18 protein-coding genes are annotated in these 18,673 nt (G+C 29.0%); 4 read left to right on the top strand and 14 right to left on the bottom strand.

The features are described 5' to 3' along the window. Positions 1-3: 3 nt before the first annotated feature. The 3 genes from BEE63_RS20910 to BEE63_RS20900 all read right to left on the bottom strand — a co-directional run bounded on the left by BEE63_RS20910 (position 4) and on the right by BEE63_RS20900 (position 4,687). Complete coding sequence (locus BEE63_RS20910; RefSeq protein WP_066023441.1) at positions 4-930, bottom strand: Gfo/Idh/MocA family protein; 927 nt, start codon at positions 928-930, stop codon at positions 4-6. Positions 931-1,139: 209 nt separating this feature from the next. Beyond that, entirely contained in the window at positions 1,140-1,490 is a 351-nt protein-coding gene (locus BEE63_RS20905; protein WP_066023440.1) for a hypothetical protein, read from the bottom strand. Between the two features lie 320 nt (positions 1,491-1,810). Then, a complete protein-coding gene (locus tag BEE63_RS20900) occupies positions 1,811-4,687 on the bottom strand; it encodes an Ig-like domain-containing protein (RefSeq protein WP_066023439.1) in 2,877 nt (958 codons plus the stop codon). A 708-nt stretch (positions 4,688-5,395) separates the two neighbouring features. Here BEE63_RS20900 and BEE63_RS20895 point away from each other — a divergent pair. From BEE63_RS20895 to BEE63_RS20885, 3 genes are all read left to right on the top strand, one after another. Continuing rightward, positions 5,396-6,148, top strand: coding sequence for a ParA family protein (locus BEE63_RS20895; protein ID WP_066023438.1), 753 nt, complete (start codon positions 5,396-5,398; stop codon positions 6,146-6,148). A 160-nt stretch (positions 6,149-6,308) separates the two neighbouring features. Next, entirely contained in the window at positions 6,309-6,590 is a 282-nt protein-coding gene (locus BEE63_RS20890; protein WP_066023437.1) for a ribbon-helix-helix protein, CopG family, read from the top strand. Positions 6,591-7,098: 508 nt separating this feature from the next. Then, entirely contained in the window at positions 7,099-8,124 is a 1,026-nt protein-coding gene (locus BEE63_RS20885; RefSeq protein ID WP_066023436.1) for a replication initiation protein, read from the top strand. 1,267 nt (positions 8,125-9,391) lie between these two features. Here the strand turns inward: BEE63_RS20885 and BEE63_RS20880 are convergent. From BEE63_RS20880 to BEE63_RS20860, 6 genes are all read right to left on the bottom strand, one after another. Next, positions 9,392-10,015 (bottom strand): hypothetical protein, encoded by a 624-nt coding sequence (locus tag BEE63_RS20880; protein ID WP_066023435.1) that lies wholly within the window; start codon positions 10,013-10,015, stop codon positions 9,392-9,394. Positions 10,016-10,214: 199 nt separating this feature from the next. Continuing rightward, positions 10,215-10,832 (bottom strand): hypothetical protein, encoded by a 618-nt coding sequence (locus BEE63_RS20875; protein WP_066023434.1) that lies wholly within the window; start codon positions 10,830-10,832, stop codon positions 10,215-10,217. A gap of 370 nt (positions 10,833-11,202) precedes the next feature. Further along, positions 11,203-11,490, bottom strand: coding sequence for a hypothetical protein (locus BEE63_RS20870; protein WP_066023433.1), 288 nt, complete (start codon positions 11,488-11,490; stop codon positions 11,203-11,205). 88 nt (positions 11,491-11,578) lie between these two features. Then, the gene (locus BEE63_RS20865; protein ID WP_066023432.1) at positions 11,579-12,196 is read right to left on the bottom strand and encodes a hypothetical protein; all 618 of its coding nucleotides are present in this window, start codon (positions 12,194-12,196) and stop codon (positions 11,579-11,581) included. A 342-nt stretch (positions 12,197-12,538) separates the two neighbouring features. Continuing rightward, positions 12,539-12,664 (bottom strand): hypothetical protein, encoded by a 126-nt coding sequence (locus BEE63_RS22375; RefSeq protein WP_278286391.1) that lies wholly within the window; start codon positions 12,662-12,664, stop codon positions 12,539-12,541. 270 nt (positions 12,665-12,934) lie between these two features. Continuing rightward, a complete protein-coding gene (locus BEE63_RS20860; RefSeq protein WP_066023431.1) occupies positions 12,935-13,210 on the bottom strand; it encodes a hypothetical protein in 276 nt (91 codons plus the stop codon). A 566-nt stretch (positions 13,211-13,776) separates the two neighbouring features. Between BEE63_RS20860 and BEE63_RS20855 the strand changes: the two genes are divergently transcribed. Beyond that, complete coding sequence (locus BEE63_RS20855; RefSeq protein WP_066023430.1) at positions 13,777-14,631, top strand: alpha/beta hydrolase; 855 nt, start codon at positions 13,777-13,779, stop codon at positions 14,629-14,631. 57 nt (positions 14,632-14,688) lie between these two features. Here the strand turns inward: BEE63_RS20855 and BEE63_RS20850 are convergent, their stop codons facing one another. The 5 genes from BEE63_RS20850 to BEE63_RS20830 form a co-directional block, all read right to left on the bottom strand. Next, positions 14,689-14,904, bottom strand: coding sequence for a DUF2922 domain-containing protein (locus BEE63_RS20850; RefSeq protein WP_066023429.1), 216 nt, complete (start codon positions 14,902-14,904; stop codon positions 14,689-14,691). 21 nt (positions 14,905-14,925) lie between these two features. Then, a complete protein-coding gene (locus tag BEE63_RS20845; protein ID WP_066023428.1) occupies positions 14,926-15,144 on the bottom strand; it encodes a DUF1659 domain-containing protein in 219 nt (72 codons plus the stop codon). Between the two features lie 198 nt (positions 15,145-15,342). Next, on the bottom strand, positions 15,343-17,415 hold the full coding sequence (locus BEE63_RS20840) for a hypothetical protein (RefSeq protein WP_066023427.1): 2,073 nt from the start codon (positions 17,413-17,415) through the stop codon (positions 15,343-15,345). A 175-nt stretch (positions 17,416-17,590) separates the two neighbouring features. Beyond that, positions 17,591-18,160: a sigma-70 family RNA polymerase sigma factor gene (locus BEE63_RS20835; RefSeq protein ID WP_066023426.1), complete on the bottom strand. Its 570-nt coding sequence runs from the start codon at positions 18,158-18,160 to the stop codon at positions 17,591-17,593. Between the two features lie 15 nt (positions 18,161-18,175). Then, on the bottom strand, positions 18,176-18,337 hold the full coding sequence (locus BEE63_RS20830; RefSeq protein ID WP_066023425.1) for a YvrJ family protein: 162 nt from the start codon (positions 18,335-18,337) through the stop codon (positions 18,176-18,178). Between the last annotated feature and the right edge of the window lie 336 nt (positions 18,338-18,673).

Genomic DNA, 18,673 nt, shown 5'->3' with positions numbered 1-18,673 from the left:
ATTTTATCTATCTATATTATTGTTCCTTATAATTTCATATAAATACCTTTGTGCCTTTAATCCTTCTTCCCCATCAACTTCAGGTTTGGTATCACCTAATACGGAATTTATAAAACTCATAATGGCTCCCTCAAAGCCTTTCCTTTTTATTACGGTATCCCAGGCAGGCATAATGCCCTTTTGAATAACACCATTTTTCTCTATCTCCATAGTATCAATATTTTCCACTCTAACTATAGAATCTTCATTTATGATTTCCAATCTTTCAAGATTAGAGCCTGACTTTCTATGCATACACATAAAAACAGAAGCATCATCTTTTGATTTATAACTATGTTCTGTAAAAATAAGCTCATTTTCATTATTAACTTTAATAGTTCCTTTAAATTTCCCTTCAGGGGCACTAAGCCATATAGCTGTATCAATAACATGTATATAATCATCAAGCAAAGTATCACTAAATTTTACATTTCCTATTCCATTAGCTCTGTGTTTTTCTATCCTTATTAAAGCCGTATTTTTCATACTATTTCTGGCTTTTATGTACATAGGTGCAAAACGCCTATTAAATCCAACCATAAGTTTTCTGTTCGCTTTTATGCTCAGTTCAACTAATTCTTCCGCTTTTTCAAGAGTTTCTGCAAGGGGCTTATCTACATAGACATCCCTTCCTCTTTTTAATGCTTCACTTACAACCTCAAAATGCGAAGCTGTGGAACTGTTTACAAAAACCACATCTGATGCTTCAATAAGATCACTTAACGAGCCAAATGCCTTAACTCTATAGTATTCCGATATTCTATTTCTTTTTGCTTCAGTCGGACTAAAAACCCCAGCAAGATTCCAATCTTCTCCTCGCGATAAAAAAGGCAGATACACCTTATTTGCTATACCTCCAAGACCAACAATACCTATTTTAAGTTTGGACATAAAAATACCTCCTAAAATGCTTTTATTATAATAAAAAAATAGAGTACACTAAAAATGCGACAAAGTATTATATCAAAGGGTTACAATTAATATTATATCTACGCCCTTATATGTGCAACTAATATATAGTATTAGCCTTTAGATTTAATATATAACCCTAATATTAAATTACATACTATATTATTATTAACCGTTGATTTAACTACGTTCTATTTATTTTTGGGATTTTTACTTTCCAAGAATTTTTTACTCATATTTTCAAAAGTTATATCTATTGCTAAATACACACCTATAAAAAACCATATATATTTACTTTTATAATAGTAAACTACCATTGGCGCTATAATTGAAAAAGCAAATATCAGAACTTTATTTCTCATCTCAACAGCAGCTACATATTTATCTTCATCTAATATTTTATAATTTTCCTTTATAGCATTTAGTTTATACATAATTAATCTTTTACCCAAACTAGATTTACTTAAAAAACCCATGAACAAAAATTTAATATCAAAGATTACAATAACTACACTAGCCAAAATATAAATAATTAAACTCAAAATAACATCTCTCCCATTTTTAAATAAAATATACTTATTTAAATAATATCATTGTATACAATTTTTATAAATAAGTATTTTTCGTAGAGAAACGGAGAAAAATATTCCTTGCTATTATTCTAAGAGAAGTAATAGTATTTTGAGAACAATTTAAATAAAACTCAATAAGTTTTGTTCCAAATTATAAAGAGACTTAGAAAGTTTAATTTGTTTGAGCTTTTTTCAGCGAGTTATTAAAATTTCTTAGTATCTTTATAATTCGGAACTTAGACTTATGAGTTTTATTTAATGTTTCAAAATACTATTACTTCTCAACTTCTTTAAAAGCTCATACTACTTAATCCACTTCCATCAAGATTAGATTTGTACCATATATTATTAGCTTCATAATAAATATGATTTATAGCTGCATCAATAAAATCTGAAACACCGTTTAAAATCAATGTAGCACCGCCGCCATTCAAATCAGATCTATAAATGGAAGATGAATTCTTGTAAAATATATAGTTTCCATAAACCTGTAAATTATAATCTGTAACACTCATTAATCTGTTATTCTGAAGGGTTGTAAGATCAACCTTATGAATATACTCATCATCATTTGAACTGTAATAAAGCGAACTTCCACTTACATAAAAATTTGAGCTCCATGAATAACCTATTATAGTATTGTTATTATAACTTCCATCTAAAACAAGCTTATGAATAGAAAAGTCACCAGCATCTAAGTAATATACTGCACCATTATAAAGGTACATTTTAGTTATGTTTTTACCTACAGCTAATTTAACTTTACCTCCACCATTAGGACTTATCATATACATTATACTTTTAGTAACATTATTACTGCTATCAACAGAATCTACAGTATAATATATATACCCATTGTAATAATTTATATTTTGAGCATTATCATATGATATAGTTTTTATATTATCACTAGAATCAACACTGCAAAGGTGTGAATTATAATTTGTAAAAACTACATTTGAGTCATGTGAAACATCTGCAACTGCATAAAATTCACTGCTGTCAATGTTAGCCTGTGGATTATTATAAGTAGCCCATTCACTCTGGCTAATAGGATGATCTGAAAATATCTGCTTGTCGGATAAATTAAAGTATGTATGTTCCACTGAATCACCTGGCACATACAAATTATTTACTGAATCATATTTTACAGGATCGTCCCAGGTAGTATCTACCTGATAATAGTTTCCGTCATCAAGCTTAACCTCATTCCATGCATGATCAAGAGGATTATAATCTGCTATGAACCTACATGGAATACTTTCTAAATCGCACATTATTTTAAAAGCTCTTGCATATCCTTCACATACTGCTTTTCTATCTATTAAAACCCCGTAAGCAGTATAAACATCATCTGATACATTTGTATTATTATTATATACTTCAGTAGCATAATCCGTATTGGCAACTATATAATCATGAATAGCAAGTTCCTTATCTACAGTAGACATTCCAGGCTTTATTATAGATGAAAGAACACTTTTGGCCTTATCTAATGCGGAATTATACTTTGTATCAGTAGCGCTAAGTACACTTACACCACAGGAAGCTGTTTTATTTCCATCCTGAGTAGTAACCGTTATTACCGCTGTACCAGATCCTACTGCAGTTATCTTTCCATTAGCATCTACCTTTACCGATGAATCATCAGAGGTTGTCCATGTTACATTTTTATTTGTAGCATCTGTTGGATTAAAATTCACTGTTAAAGTGTCACTGCCTCCAAAATTTAAAGTATCAGAAGTTTTATTTAATGTTATTGACTGAGCCTGCACTTTTTGTACATTTACATTACATGAAGCTTTTACACTTCCATCTTCCGTTTCTGCTGTTATTACAGCATTTCCATCAGAGACACCTGTAACCTTACCATTTGAATCAACTGATGCAATTGAAGGATTAGAAGATTCCCAAATTAAGTTTGCATCTGAAGCATCTGATGGACTAATTGATGTCGTTAAAGTATCACTATCTCCTACCTTTAAATCATCAGAAGTCTTGTTTAGTACTATTGACTGAACTTTTTTAACTATCCTTATTCTTATAGCTTCAACTCTAAGTGATTTACCATCTGTTCCTGCTTCTGCGCCATCACTTACCCAGTTCTGCCAGCCTACATTCTGTACATGTGCTTGATACTGTACTGAATAATCCGGCATACCTACAAGCTTTATCTTTAATGCTTCAACTCTAAATGACTTTCCGTCTGTTCCTGCTTCTGCACCATCACTTACCCAGCTTTGCCAGCCTACATTCTGTACATGTGCTTCATATGAAATTCCGGCTCCCTCTGGCGCATTTAAAAGTTTTATTCTTAATGCTTCAATTCTAAGTGATTTACCGTCCGTTCCTGCTTCCACGCCATTACTTACCCAATCCTGCCATCCTATATTCTGTACATGAGTTTCATATGAAACTCCTAAATCTCCAGGTGTTACAGTAACGCTGCAAGAAGCCTTTACGTTGCCATCATCTGTGGCTGCCGCTATTACCGTACTTCCGGCAGTAATACCTGTAATCTTGCCACCTGAATCAACTGACGCAACTGAAGTGTTAGAGGATGTCCAATTTAGATTTTGATTTACTGCATCTGTTGGAGCAGTAACTGCTGATAGAGTATCTGTAGTTCCGGCCTTTATGGTATCAGAAGTTTTATTTAGTGTTATTGACTGGATCTTCTTAACAATTCTTATCCTTAATGCCTCAATTCTAAGTGACTTACCATCGGTTCCTGCTTCTGCACCATCACTTACCCAATTCTGCCAACCTATGTTCTGCACATAAGTTTGATACTGTACTGTATAGTCAGGCATATTTGTAAGTTTTATTTTTAATGCTTCAACTCTAAATGACTTACCATCTGTTCCTGCTTCCCCGCCATCACTTATCCAGTTTTGCCAGCCTACATTCTGCACATGGGCTTCATAAGAAATTTGGGCTCCCTCTGGGGCATTTATAAGCTTTATCTTTAATGCCTCAATTCTAAGTGATTGTCCTTCGGTTCCTGCTTCTGCACCATTATTTACCCAATTCTGCCATCCTATATTTTGCACATGGGCTTCATAGGAAACTCCAACTCCATTAGTAGTATCCGCCATTATATTATTTCCTGAAAACACAAGTAACAGAACAATTAAAAAATTTAAAAATCCAATTTTTTTCCTCAAAGCCTATGCCCTCCATGCGACATTATTTATTTTTGTGACAAATTAAAATTTTATATGTACCTCCTTTATAAAAATATTTAATTACTTATATATAGTATAATAATAATTTTGCGACTATGCAAAGAGAATTAACATTGATTTGGAACATAAAAAAAACTCTATAAATCTAAGATTTTTTTATCAAGATTTATTAGAGCTTTTTTAAATTGGTCCTTCATCAATGTTAATTCGCTTTTGAGGTAGAACAAGGAAAAAATTCCTCCGTACCTACGGAATTTTAAGCACAAATTACATAGATTTAACTTAATCCTTATACCACCTGTATTTTCAAATAAATTAATATATCAGTCATCATTAATAAGTTATTAATAAAATCATATACAAATCCAATTATCCTTCTACATTATATTATGTTATTTTTCGTAGGGAATATAAGAGAAATTTGCTTTGCCTTTATTATAATCAAAGCAATAGTCTTTTGTGAACAATTTAAATTAAATATTTAATACTAGTACTTAATATTAGTATCAAATACTAGTATTAAAACAAATATTAATATAAAATATTAAAATATAATACTTATATCATAAAAAATATGTTAAAATAGTAAGGTAGGATTTTCCTATATAATAAGGAAGCTATTTTTTTATAAGTGTAAAAGTTGTTACCTTTAAAAAAATAGACTGATTAAAAAAGGTTGGTGATATTATGGCTGATATAATAAGTATAATTAATGTTAAGGGTGGAGTTGGAAAAACAACCACAGCAATTAATTTAGCCGGTGAAATGGCAAAGAATAAAAAGAAAGTTCTTTTAATAGACAATGATAGCCAAAGTAATGTAACACAAATACTTAATATAAAAAGCGAATTTAATCTCTATGATCTTTATACCAATAATAAAGTTGGCTTTGAAGATTGCATAGAAGCTCATAATCCATATATATATGTACTTTCAAATACTATAGATAGCGCTATTTTAGAAAGTCAACTTACAAATAAAATGAATCGTGAAAGCATACTTAAAAACAAGTTTTTAAAATTTAATAATGACTTTGATTTTATAATAATTGATAATTCGCCCTTCTTAGGAATTACAGTACAAAACAGTTTAGTTATGAGCAACTATTTTATAGAAGTAATAGATAATTCCACAAGTGCTCTCCAGGGATTAAATATGGTAAACAAAGTAGTCGAAGAAATGTCCGAAAGTGATCTCAATGCTAACCTTACTCTTCTTGGTATTTTAAGAAACAAATTTGAAAGAAGAACTGTATTCAATAAACAATTTGATGAAGTTGTACAAGAAGAATTAAAAGGCAACCTATTTAATACTATTATATATAGTAGTGTTAAATATAAAGAAGCAGCTGCACTTCATAGGACTATACAAGAATATGATACAGACCGAAGTATGGTTTACAATGATTTATATAAGGAAATATTAGGTCGCATAAGATAACCTCAATTCTTAATTATGTATGTGATATGAATATATAATATTAGTATTTAGTATTAATACTTAATGTCAAGTTTTAATACTAAAACTATATATTATATAGTATTCTATAGCTAATGCTAATACATAACTCTAATATTAAATGTAAGGGTGGTATATAAAAATGAAAGGTAATTTTAGAGAAAGCATAAAAAACAATATTAAAAGCGAAATAAGTGAAGCTAAAAAAGAAGAGCTTAAAGAACAGCCAAAAATAACTGGCAGCGGTAAATTTAAAATATCTAAAAAAAAGGATGAGAAGGCTGTAAAAAAGACTTTTAATTTATACATGAACGAAAACTTAGTTAAGGAGCTTGATCAAATATGTAAAAAAACGGGTTACAGTAGAAATGAGCTTATTAACAAGATGTGTGATTTTTGCATAAACAATATAGATTTTGAGTAAGCTTAAAAAAATTAAAAATTAATTTATATTTTTTTCATTTCCATGCGTGGAAATGTTTTTTTTATAAAATATAGGTTTTCTAAATCAAAGCAGCAGAAAATCAACATTTTTTCTTTATTAATTTTTTTAGTGTAATAAACTATTACTAAATGAATGTTTAAAAATTGATTTGCATTTTAAAGCAAAAAAATAATTTTAAAAAAAAACAACAACCATCTCTGTTGTTGTAATATATAGTAATACAACAATTAGTAAAGATAGTAGGGTTCCGATAAAGCTAGTTATATCAACGGGCTCACAGGTTTAATTGTTACTAAATGAATGCGTAATTGTTACTAAATGAATGTTAATAACTTTTTTATTGTTACCAAATGAATGCGCAACTGTTACTAAATGAATTGTTACTATTACTTGTATGTAGTAATAGTAACAGTTATAATATATAGAGTGAAATTAGCTGGACTATAAGTTAGTTTCACTCTATATATTGCTAAAAGGTGGTAGTTCTATGAAAAAAAAATTAATAGCAATGCGCCCTGAAAAGCTTATTGAAGCAAGATATAACTTAACTTCAAAAGAGAATGATATCATAGACATGATATTAAATACTATACGTGATGATGGAAAACATGTATATAAAATTGACATTGATAAATATAAAAATTTATTTATTTCAGGCTCAACTAACGTGTATCGAGATATAAAAAAAGCAACTAAAGAGCTTTTTACAAAACACAATAAATTTATAATAAAAGACAAAAATGCAGGTAAGGAATTTTATTTTACCTGGTTTAGTATGCTTAATTATAATGACAAAGATGGATCTATTTATTTTGAAATAGGAGAAACTTTAAAGACAGCTCTTCTTGAAATGAAAAAAAGGATTTATTACGAACTTCAATACACTTTGAATTTTAGAAGTATATATTCTAAAAGAATTTATTATATGCTAAAATCTTTTTCTGATACTGGCTGGAGGATTGATAACATAGATGATTTACAGTATAAATTGAATTGCCCACCAAGTTATAAAAATTATGCTGTTTTCAAAAATAAAGTTTTACTTCAAGCGCAGAAAGAAATAAATGGCAGTGACATATCTTTTGATTTTACGCCAATAAAAACAGGAAAAAAGGTTACAGGAATTAAATTTTACATAAAGGACAGCAATACCAATAAGGGTGAAAAGGAAGTAGCTTGTACAAGTACAACCGAAAGTAAAACTGAAAAAAATAAAGAAAATGATAAGATCAAGGACGTACAAGAAATATTCAAGAACCACAAAATAACAAAAAAAGAAGCTCAAGGTATTTTGAAAGAGAGTAAGGGAGATCTTAAAGTAATAAAGCAGTGCTATGAATATGCTCTTAGCAAAAATGTGAAAAACATAGTTGGATACATAAGAACACTTGTTAAGGACTTTAAAGAACCTAAGGCAAATGTGGCAGTGGATACTTTTAATGATTACAAGCAGCGAAAATATGATTTTTCAAAAATTGAGAAGGGACTTTTAGGCTGGGAAGATGATGATTAATGAAATGTTACTAAATGAATGTTAAAAGGATATTTTGTTTTTTATAAAATAAAATTGTCATATAAGTGCCATTATACGGGGATTTGATGTATTTTTAAAAAATTTATTCTGCGAAAATTGTTACTAAAAGAATGCTATCATACATGAGTTTATAATAACATTCTTTTAGTAACAAAAAATTAAAGATGAATAAAAATTTTTCTAAGATCTACTACAAAAAAATTTAAAATTTATAACTACTAACCATCTCCATTTTTACTAGTGGAAATGGTCTTTTTTTATTATAAGATTTTCCGGAGCAAAGCCGAGAAAAATCCACCATCATTTTTAATTTTTTTCTGCTACTCAAGTGCCGTAAATTGTAGCGTTAATGCGGATTTAATGTGTTTTTAAAGTGAAAAATCTAATATGGGGAAGGAGATTTAAGGCTTATTTAAAGTTTATTGGCGTACTATTATGACCATACTAAATCAATTTTAAGCTCAATATAAGCCTTATATACATCACTTTACCTTTTTGTTGGTATAACACGACATTTAAATTCAAAATGCATTTAAAAGGCTAATAGAGTGGAAATTTTTAATGGAAGTTTTTACTAATAAATATAATTAAAAAGTGTAAGATACGGTAAAAGAAATTAAAAATGAATGAGATTTTTTCTCCGTTCTACTACGAAAATTTTTTAAAATTATAAATGTCTTCATTTCCACCATTATTCTTAATTCTTGATTTTTTACTTTTTTCTATTATCCAAGTACCGAAAATTGTAGTGTTAATGCCGATTTAATGTGGTTTTAAAGTGGATAATTTAATATGGGGAAGGAGCTGTAAGTTTTATTTTAAGTTTATTGCTGTACTATTATGATCGCACTGAATCAATTTTAAGCTCAATATAAGCTTCATATATACGATTTTGCCTTTTGACCAGTATAACATGACATTTAAACTTAAAATGTGTTTAAAAGGCTAATAGGATGGAAATTTTTGATGGTAAATTTTACCTAACGACTATAACAAAAGAAATTAAGAATTAAAAATTTTTCATAGCGAAACGTAGGAAAGGTGTCCGCCATTCTTAATTTCTTTTTTAGGGTTAGTATTAGTTATAATTAGAAAATCACAACTAAGTATTAGATTTGCATTACAGTATATAACCCTAAATCATAATATTAATATTTAATATAAATACATAACGTGGAGACTAAATATTATATTATTCATAAAGTAAGATTACAATATTGCTAGTATAAGGCGCTTATTATAGGCATCAAAAAATTCTTTTTTGTGGCAAATTAAAATCATAGCATATTTGAAATTTTCCTGTGGATGTATTTTCATTTAAGAATATATTAACGTAGCTTTGTCCCATATAATCTATTTTTGTCATAGGTGACAAGGAAGAAGGATTAAAGAAATCCTTATCTATATCAGAGTCACATATAGAAATATAAAGTGAAGGTATTATGGCGAAATTTAGTTCGCTACTAGGTCTTATATAAGCTGAAAAAATGGGATTTGAGTTTTTTAAAGCAATAACTGATACCATAGAGTTTATTGTATTGTAAATATTAACTGTGTTATTTGACGGTTTTATTAAGTTGGATTCATGTAAATCAATACCACTATTATTCATATAAATTTCGTAGCTGTGATTATAAGAAGCAGCTATTAATTTTGTTTTATATATTTCCTTAGTTCCCTTAACTTTTGCCTGAATCTCAAAATTTAAGGGTAAAGCTGTAAAAAATTCTGCACCAGAAGCAATGTAGCCCTTTTTCCATACTCCGGCCTTGAAATTTTTAGTGGTTAAATTTATATTTTGTTGATATAGTATAAAAAAGCTTGTGCTTTTAAGATTGCTAATTATATGAATATTAAGATCTGTGGACATTATTTATTCCTCCTACTATTTAAATTACGTATAGTATTATATATTAGGGTTACGGGTTAATGCGAAATATTAATATTAGAACTGTAATGTTGCATAAATAAATAACTGAGATAAGGTTACTTCTTTTCTTAAAAGAAGAGTATAATAACAAAGAATTACTATACTCTTCTAAATATAAATCAGTTTAAAAGGTTGTAAATTAATCTAAATCAAAAGCATCAAAGTTATAATCCACAGTAAACCTTCCAGTACCAACATTTTCCCCTAATATTATAGTTAAATAAGATTGACCTTCATAATTTATTTTAGTGAGTGGGGATAAAGTAGCTGCATCAAAGAATTCTTGCTGTATAAAATAATCAGAAATAGCAACATAAATAGAAGGCTTTATATTAAAATTTAATTTATTACCCGGTCTTACGGGAGCTGAAAATAGAGGTTTTGAATCTTTTAAAATAATACCATCTACTATTGAGTCAGTTGTATTATAAACATTCATAGTGTTATCTGTGGGTGCTGTTAATGTTGAGGCTTGTATATCAAGACCTTCTTGGTTCATATAAATTTCATAGCTGTGATTATATTCAGTTTCTATTGATTTTGTTTTATAAATAGTGCCATTTTGGGTTACCCTTCCCTGGGTTTGGATACTTAAAGGAAGAAGTGAGGAGAATTGTGCACCAGGAGCAATATGACCTTTTTCCCAGGCTCCAACTTTAAAGTTTTTAACATTTAAATTTATATCCTGCTGATATAACATAAAATATTCTGTGTTTTTAAGATTACTAATTACACGTATATTAAGATCCATAGACATTTGTATTTCCCCCATTTATTCTTTTGTGTTCCAAGGACTTAAAGCTTGTCCTTATAATACAGTATTATTAATACGAAAATTTGTTACAGGTTATTTTTATTGAATATAATATTGCAATTATAACTTAGGGTTATATATTAATATAACATGATAGTATATGACCCTAAAAAATGTTGATTTTTTTATTGTAGTAGTTCCAGTGTATGATAAAGTCAGGCTAAGGATATTATTGTTTGCAGGTATGGTATAGAAATAACTTAATTATATTCTAACTTCAATACCAACATTTAAATTAAACTTAAAAAGTGTCAATAGGATAGTTACTAGGGGTTGGCACGATACAACTTTCTTAAGAATAGCTAACATACATTTAATTTTGGTATTTAGGATATCTAATTTCTTCAACACTCTCAATAATATTAGCATTAGAAAGTGTCAATCTGATAGGGGTATTAGTAGCCTTAGCTTTCTTAATAACATTTGAAATGGATTCACTATTTGGCTTAGATAGATTTAAAAAAAAGTCTTGACCTTTATAAGTCCAATGCTGTTGTATTGCAACACCGTCTGTATTTTTAATATCGCCACCAAGTATAAGATCGGATAGTTCGTAAATATCTTCAGTAGTAGTAGTAGTAGCAGTACGATTTTTTTCCATTTAAGGTTACTTCCTTTCTTGAAAGAAGAGTATAATAACAAAGTATTACTATACTCTTCTAATATAAATCAGTTTAAAATGTTATAAATTAATCTAAATCAAAGGCATCAAAGTTATAATCCACAGTAAACCTTCCAGTGCCAACATTTTCCCCTAATATTATAGTTAAATAAGATTGACCTTCATAATTTATTTTAGTGAGAGGGGATAAAGTAGCTGCATCAAAGAATTCTTGCTCTATAAAATAATCAGAAATAGCAACATAAATAGAAGGCTTTATATTAAAATTTAATTTATTACCCGGTCTTACTGGAGCTGAAAATAGAGGTTTTGAATCTTTTAAAATAACACCATCTACTATTGAGTCAGTTGTATTATAAACATTCATAGTGTTATCTGTGGGTGCTGTTAAGGTTGAGGCTTGTATATCAAGGCCTTCTTGGTTCATATAAATTTCATAGCTGTGATTATATTCAGTTTCTATTGATTTTGTTTTATAAATAGTGCCATTTTGGGTTACCCTTCCCTGAGTTTGAATACTTAAAGGAAGAAGTGTGGAGAATTGTGCACCAGGAGCAATATGACCTTTTTCCCAGGCTCCAACTTTAAAGTTTTTAACATTTAAATTTATATCCTGCTGATATAACATAAAAAATTGTGTGTCTTTAAGATTACTAATCACTCGTATATTAAGATCCATAGACATTTGTATCTCCTCCATTTATTCTTTTGTGTTAAGGGATTTAAAGCTTGTCCCTATATTATAGTATTATTAATGTCAAAATTTGCTACAAATTATTTTTAGTAGATATGATATTGTAATTATAATTCAGGGTTAAATATTAATATATAGCCCTAAATTATACAATAATATTTAAAGGTTTTGTTGATATTCTAAATTATGGCAGCCGAATAGCTGAAATAATATAATTTATTCTTAATTCTGGATATCCAGGAATTGCTTCATTTTCATAGAGTATCTGAAATACGTCATTTGCACTAGCATTAAAAAGGACGTTTATAATTAGACTATTATCTACACCTTGTCTTAAATATAAATCAGGTGATAGTTTGTTATATGGTTTGCTTCGTCAAGAAGAATAACTTCGTAGCCTGGTTCTCCAGTAGCTGGATGGTTTATAATTCTTACTATTGTACAACGAATCATTAGCATATATCCATTCTCCCATTTATAAAAATTAAAGTTTTAATCTAAAAGCCTAATGGGATTATAAAATATAGACTTTTACAAAGCTTCATATGGAAAGAGAACGATTATTCTTTTGTTTAAAATAATGCTTGTCTCTATATTATAGTATTGCCATTGTAAAAATTTGTTACAAACTGTTTTTATTAAATATAATATTGTAATTATAGTTTAGGGTCATATATTAATACATAACCCTAAAAGCACATAATGATTTTTAAAGATTTTATTGATGTTTTAAATTTTATGAGCTCCAGTAATATAATTTATTTTTAATGATGACAGTGCATGATTTCCAGGAAACCTTTCCTTTTGTTCATAATATATGGCAAATAAATCATTTACAGTAGCCGAACTAAGGGTAGCTGCAATTTTCTTATAACTTTTAGTTGAATTATCAGTTTTTAAATATAAATCAAAGCATTTGTTTGTAAGAGTATTAATAACCATGTAACCCAGTTCGGTATTAAATTCAGGTATAAACTTAATTATTTTACAAGGCATCATTAGCATATTTCATTCACTCCATTTAGATAAAAAATTTTATATATTTTTAAATAATGTAAACGATTGCAAGAAGAGCTTGGTTATTTTAAAAAATTCTTTCTTTGAAGTCGTAATATGGAACAGCAACATTAAAAATTAAGTTGTTTTAGTATATTACTACTATAGTTGCCCTTTATATATATTATTTTAAAATAATATAAGTGGTTACAAATTTTCTATGTTCTTTACCTGTAAATAATACTATTTAAAGGATTGAATTTTAAAATTACAATTTACAATGAATTTTAGTATTTATATATGTAATATCACAAATTAACATTTTTCATTAATTAGTATCTATTATTGTGCATATGCATAAATATTTAAGATTATCATTTAAGTACATGCACATTGCACTTTAACGCTTACAATTTTAAAATTATAACTATAGCCATGGTCAATATAATAATATTATTATAAAATAGTAAATAAATATTTTAAACTAAGATTATAAATTCGTATGTGTTTATAAAATAAAAAAAGTAGAAAGTATGAGGAACTGATAAAAAATTAATTTTAGGGAGGATAAGTTAATGAAAAGAAGAATTATCAATTTGTTACTCAGCGGATTAATGGTTATAACATCTTTAGGTGCTGCACCAAGTGTTGCATCAGCAGCGACTACTAATCCAACACTGCCATCATGGGATTTTGATAGATATAAAAATAATATTGCTCATGGTACAGTACAATATATTTATTACCAGTCTTCAGCAACAAGAAGTCAGCGTAGGGCAAAAATTTACTTGCCACCAGGGTATTCAGCTGCTAAAAAGTATAGCGTAATGTATTTATTTCATGGTATTGGTGGCTCAGAAGAAGACTGGACTACTAGAGGAGGCAATGCCAATCTTATTGCGGATAATCTTATTGCTGAAAGAAAAATTAAGCCTTCTATAATGGTAATGCCCAATTGTAATGCAACCGGACCAGGAGTATCAGATGGCTATGAAAATTTTGCTAAAGATTTAACTAACAATTTGAAGCCTTATGTACAAAGTCATTATTCTGTTTACACAGATCGTCTTCACACAGCTATATCTGGTTTATCAATGGGAGGCGGACAAGCATTCAATATTGGTTTAACAAACTTGAATTTGTTTGCATATGTTGGTGCTTACTCTGCAGCTCCAGATACTCATCCAAATTCCGTTTTATTTCCTGATGGAGGAAATGCAGCAAGGCAGAATTTGAAACTATTATTTATTTCCTACGGAACAAACGATAATCTTATGAAGTATGGTACAGGAGTACACAATTTTTGCGATTCTAGGGGGATTGCTAATACCTACTGGCTATATCAAGGACGAGGACATGAATGGAGTGTTTGGAAACCAAGTTTGTGGAGCTTCTTGCAAATGTTAGATAGGGCAGGATATACTAATTAGAAGAAATTAAAAAATGGGGTGCTGAACTAAAAAGTTAGTACAGCACCCCATTTTTTATTACTGAAGCATATCAGTTTTTTCAGTATCTACTATTGCAGCTGAAGAAAGTTTTTTTAAGGCTTCTCCGTTTACTGTAAAAACCCCTTTTGAAATTATGTCTGTTCCTAAGGTTTTAACTTCATCTGCGGTAACTTTGTCACCTATATAAGGGACATTCATACTTAAGCTTTTTCCAGATTCATTTGAAAATTTTAATTTAAGTGTTTTTGACATATTTTAACCCTCCTTTAAGGTTTAAGCAGTTATTTTAGAATTATCTACAGTTGTGATTTCAGAGACAGTTACAGATAGAAGCTTTGCGATTTCGCTTCCAATGGCATATATGTTGTCAAGACTTGCAGCAGGATCTACATTCTTAAATTTTATGCTTTTTACTATCTGTTTGCCTTTGGAATTTACTCCATCGTAATTTAGGGTTAATTGTCTTTTGTAAATAGTTGAAGTTGCAGCCATAAAACATCATCCTTTCATTTTGTTTTCATATATCTATTATGCAGTTCTGGTGAAAAGTGTACAAATGCTTTAAAGATTTGTGAAATTTTTAAACTAATTAATAGTGTAGAAATTACTGAGAAAGTAAAAGCACCTTCCATTATCCGGAAGGTGCTAGAATATTTATATTTTGATTCATCTAGAGTTTAATAAATAGTATTAAATTTGAGTGGCAATCCCATTGGCATCAAGCTTATATTTAATAGTTGAATTTCCAACTTTTCTGCTTAAAATTATATTTTTAGCAGCATAACCAGTAGGGTAAAAGTAATATAGATTTCCATCTACCACTTGCCATCCAATTAAAGCGCTTCCATCTGGAGAAAAATAATAGGTTAAATTATTTATTGTATTCCAGCCATATAACTGAACTCCATTTTTAGAGAAACCATAATACTTACCGCTGATTTTAACAACTCCAGTAGACATTCTACCCAAATTATCAAAATAGTAATTATTTGAATCATTTGTATACCAACAGCTTGTATATCTTTTTCCATTATCTCCAAGATAGTAGGTATACCCATTAACAGAAAGCCATCCTGTTTGCATAATATGATCACTGTTGAAGTAATAGGTATTCCCGTTAAGTGCCTGCCAGCCAGTAAGTGCAGCACCTGAAGCATTAAAGTAGTAAGTATTTTCACCTATGGTTTTCCATCCTTTTGCAATCACACCATCATCATTTGCATAGTATGCGCATCCGTTAAGAGATAACCATCCTTTATACATAACTCCGGAGGTTCCTAAATAATAAATATTACCATAAATAGTTTGGAAACCTTTTAACATTACTCCAGTTGTAGATGAATAGTAGGTTTGATCATTATAATCAAAAAAGCCAGTTTGAGCAGAACCATCATCATTAAAATAGTAAGAATTAGCACCTATTGTTTGCCAGCCTGTAAGCATTATGCCGTTTGTATTAAAGCCATAATAGTTACCATATATAAGATTAACGTTAGTTGCCATTATACCGTTTGATTTAAAGAAGTAGGTATTATTAGAAATTGTAGTCCACCCTATTGCAGCAGCTCCATTTGAGTTAAAGTAATAAGTAGAATTGTTTATTTTCTGCCAACCGGTTTGCATAACACCATCAGCATCAAAGTAATAGTATAGACCACCTATATTTTGCAGGCCTTTTAATATTCTACCGTAAATGTTAGAGTAGTATGTTTTATTTGCTTCAGTAAAAAAACCAATTGCAGCAGATCCATCTGAAGAAAAGTAGTAAGAGTAAAGACCTATCTTTTGCATTCCCTTTAGCATTATACCAGTAGTACTAAAACCATAATATTTACCATTTATGCAGGCGATATTAGTTGCCATTATCCCGCTTGTACTAAAATAATAAGTATTACCAGAAATAGTAGTCCATCCAGTTGCAGCAGTTCCATCTGAGTTAAAGTAATAAAGAGAATTATTTATTTTCTGCCAACCAGTTTGCATAACACCGTTAACATCAAAATAGTAATAATGTCCGCAAATATTTTGTAGGCCCTTTAAAATTTGACCATAAGAGTTAGAATAATAGGTGTTATTATCAATGCTAAAAAAACCAATCTTTGCAGCTCCATTTAATGCAAAGTAGTAATTAAAATTTCCTATACGTTGAAATCCAGTTTGCATAATGCCATTTGGGTCAAAATAAAAATATTGACCATTGATATTTTGTAAACCAGTTTTTATTTGACCGGATGCAATTGCATAATAAGAGTTGTCATTGTATTTAAAGAATCCAGTTTTAGCATATCCTAGAGAGGTAAAGTAGTATTTAAAGTTTCCTATAGTTTGCCAACCAGTTTGCATAACACCTACATTATTAAAGTAATAATATTTACCATTAATAGCGGCTAATCCAATTTGCATAACACCATTTACATTAAAATAATATTTATTTTCGCCTATAGACTTCCAACCAGTTTGCATAACACCATCATTGTTTAAATAATAAGTTTTGTTGTTAACTATAATCCAACCAGTTTGTAAAGCACCATAAGAATTAAAGTAGTAGGAATTACCGTCAATACGCTGCCATCCGGTAACTTTTACACCAGTTGTTGTATAGTAATATGTACAATTCCCCTCAGTTACCCATCCTTTAGAAATTGTATTAACAGCTGCTGTTTTTGGATATGCAGCGTTTTGTTCGCTGGCCTGAACAGGCTGTCCTAAATAGCAAGGTGAAAGAAAAAGTAGAATAGTTAAAAAAAATACCTTTTTACGCATTAATATCCTCCTCATATCATTTTTTAGTGTGCACACTGTAATTTTATCACCAATAATAGACAATATCAATAAAATGTGAAATAAATGTAGAAATGTTGATTTAATTACATATACTGTAATAAAATCATGTCATAATTTAAGAAAAAAATAAGGACAGGTGATATTAGAACAAAAATCACCCATCCTTATTTATGAGTTTATTTTTTAGTTTTTTAAGAGCTTTTTTCCTCCTTCTAAGGCAAGTTCTGTAGTTTATTTCAGATTGCTTGGAATATTCAAGGGAGGAATAGCCTAAAAAGAAAATGTTTTTTATAAGATCTCTTTCAGTAGCAGTTAAAGAGTTTACTGCAAAATGAAGAGAAAGGCTACTAAAGGAATTTGAATTATCCTTTAAAATGTCTAGGAATGTGAAATCCTCATCAAAGGAAACTTTATTGTCGAGGCTCATTTCTTTATTTGATTTTGAATAGGTTCTTATCTTATAAAATATGTTGTTTTTAATGGAACATATGGTGTAGGCTGTGAAATTAAATTTTTTGATATCACATTTTTTTACTGATAAGATTATTGAAAGACAGCATTCCTCATATAAATCTATCAGATCAAAGTTTTTTATATAAATATTTTTGCAGAAATTTTTTATGAAAGGTTTGAAGCTATTTAAAATTTCACAAAGGGATTCTTTATTGCCAGACTTAGCTTTAAGTACAAGAGAGTTAAGATTTGTATTGTAATGATAAGACATTTAAGAACCTCCCAGTTATTTATTTTTGGTGTTTGAATTTACAATGGTGTTTGTAAGATTATTGATGGAATTTGTAAGAGCTTCCATTTTTCCTTCTATTCTAACTAAAAGGTATATAGATACGGCTATTGGAAAACCAACATTACCAATCAGTGTGATTATATCACTTCCATTCATAAAAACACCTCCTTATATTTTATATAAATTTAATATGCAAAATAATTTTAAAGTGTACTATTATATTCGAAAAAACTAATAATAAATTTACAAAAAAGGATAGTATTATAAATGTAAAAATAGGAGTTTAAGTTTAAAATTGTAAATAAGATTTAAATATATGCTATTTTCTAAGGATTTTTCACGATATGTTTTAGAACATAAGTATTTTAAATTATACTGGTAATATACATAAATTACACGAAGTAACATATATTGCTTTTACTTGTTATATGATATAATACAATTAATTCATAATCGTGCAAACGATTGCATAAACAAATAGTGAGTATACAA

The sequence above is a fragment of the Clostridium pasteurianum genome, from assembly GCF_001705235.1.
GTDB lineage: Bacteria > Bacillota > Clostridia > Clostridiales > Clostridiaceae > Clostridium_S > Clostridium_S pasteurianum_A.
The sequence above is the reverse complement of the archived record's forward strand: the minus strand, read 5'-3'. Positions and strand labels throughout refer to the sequence as shown.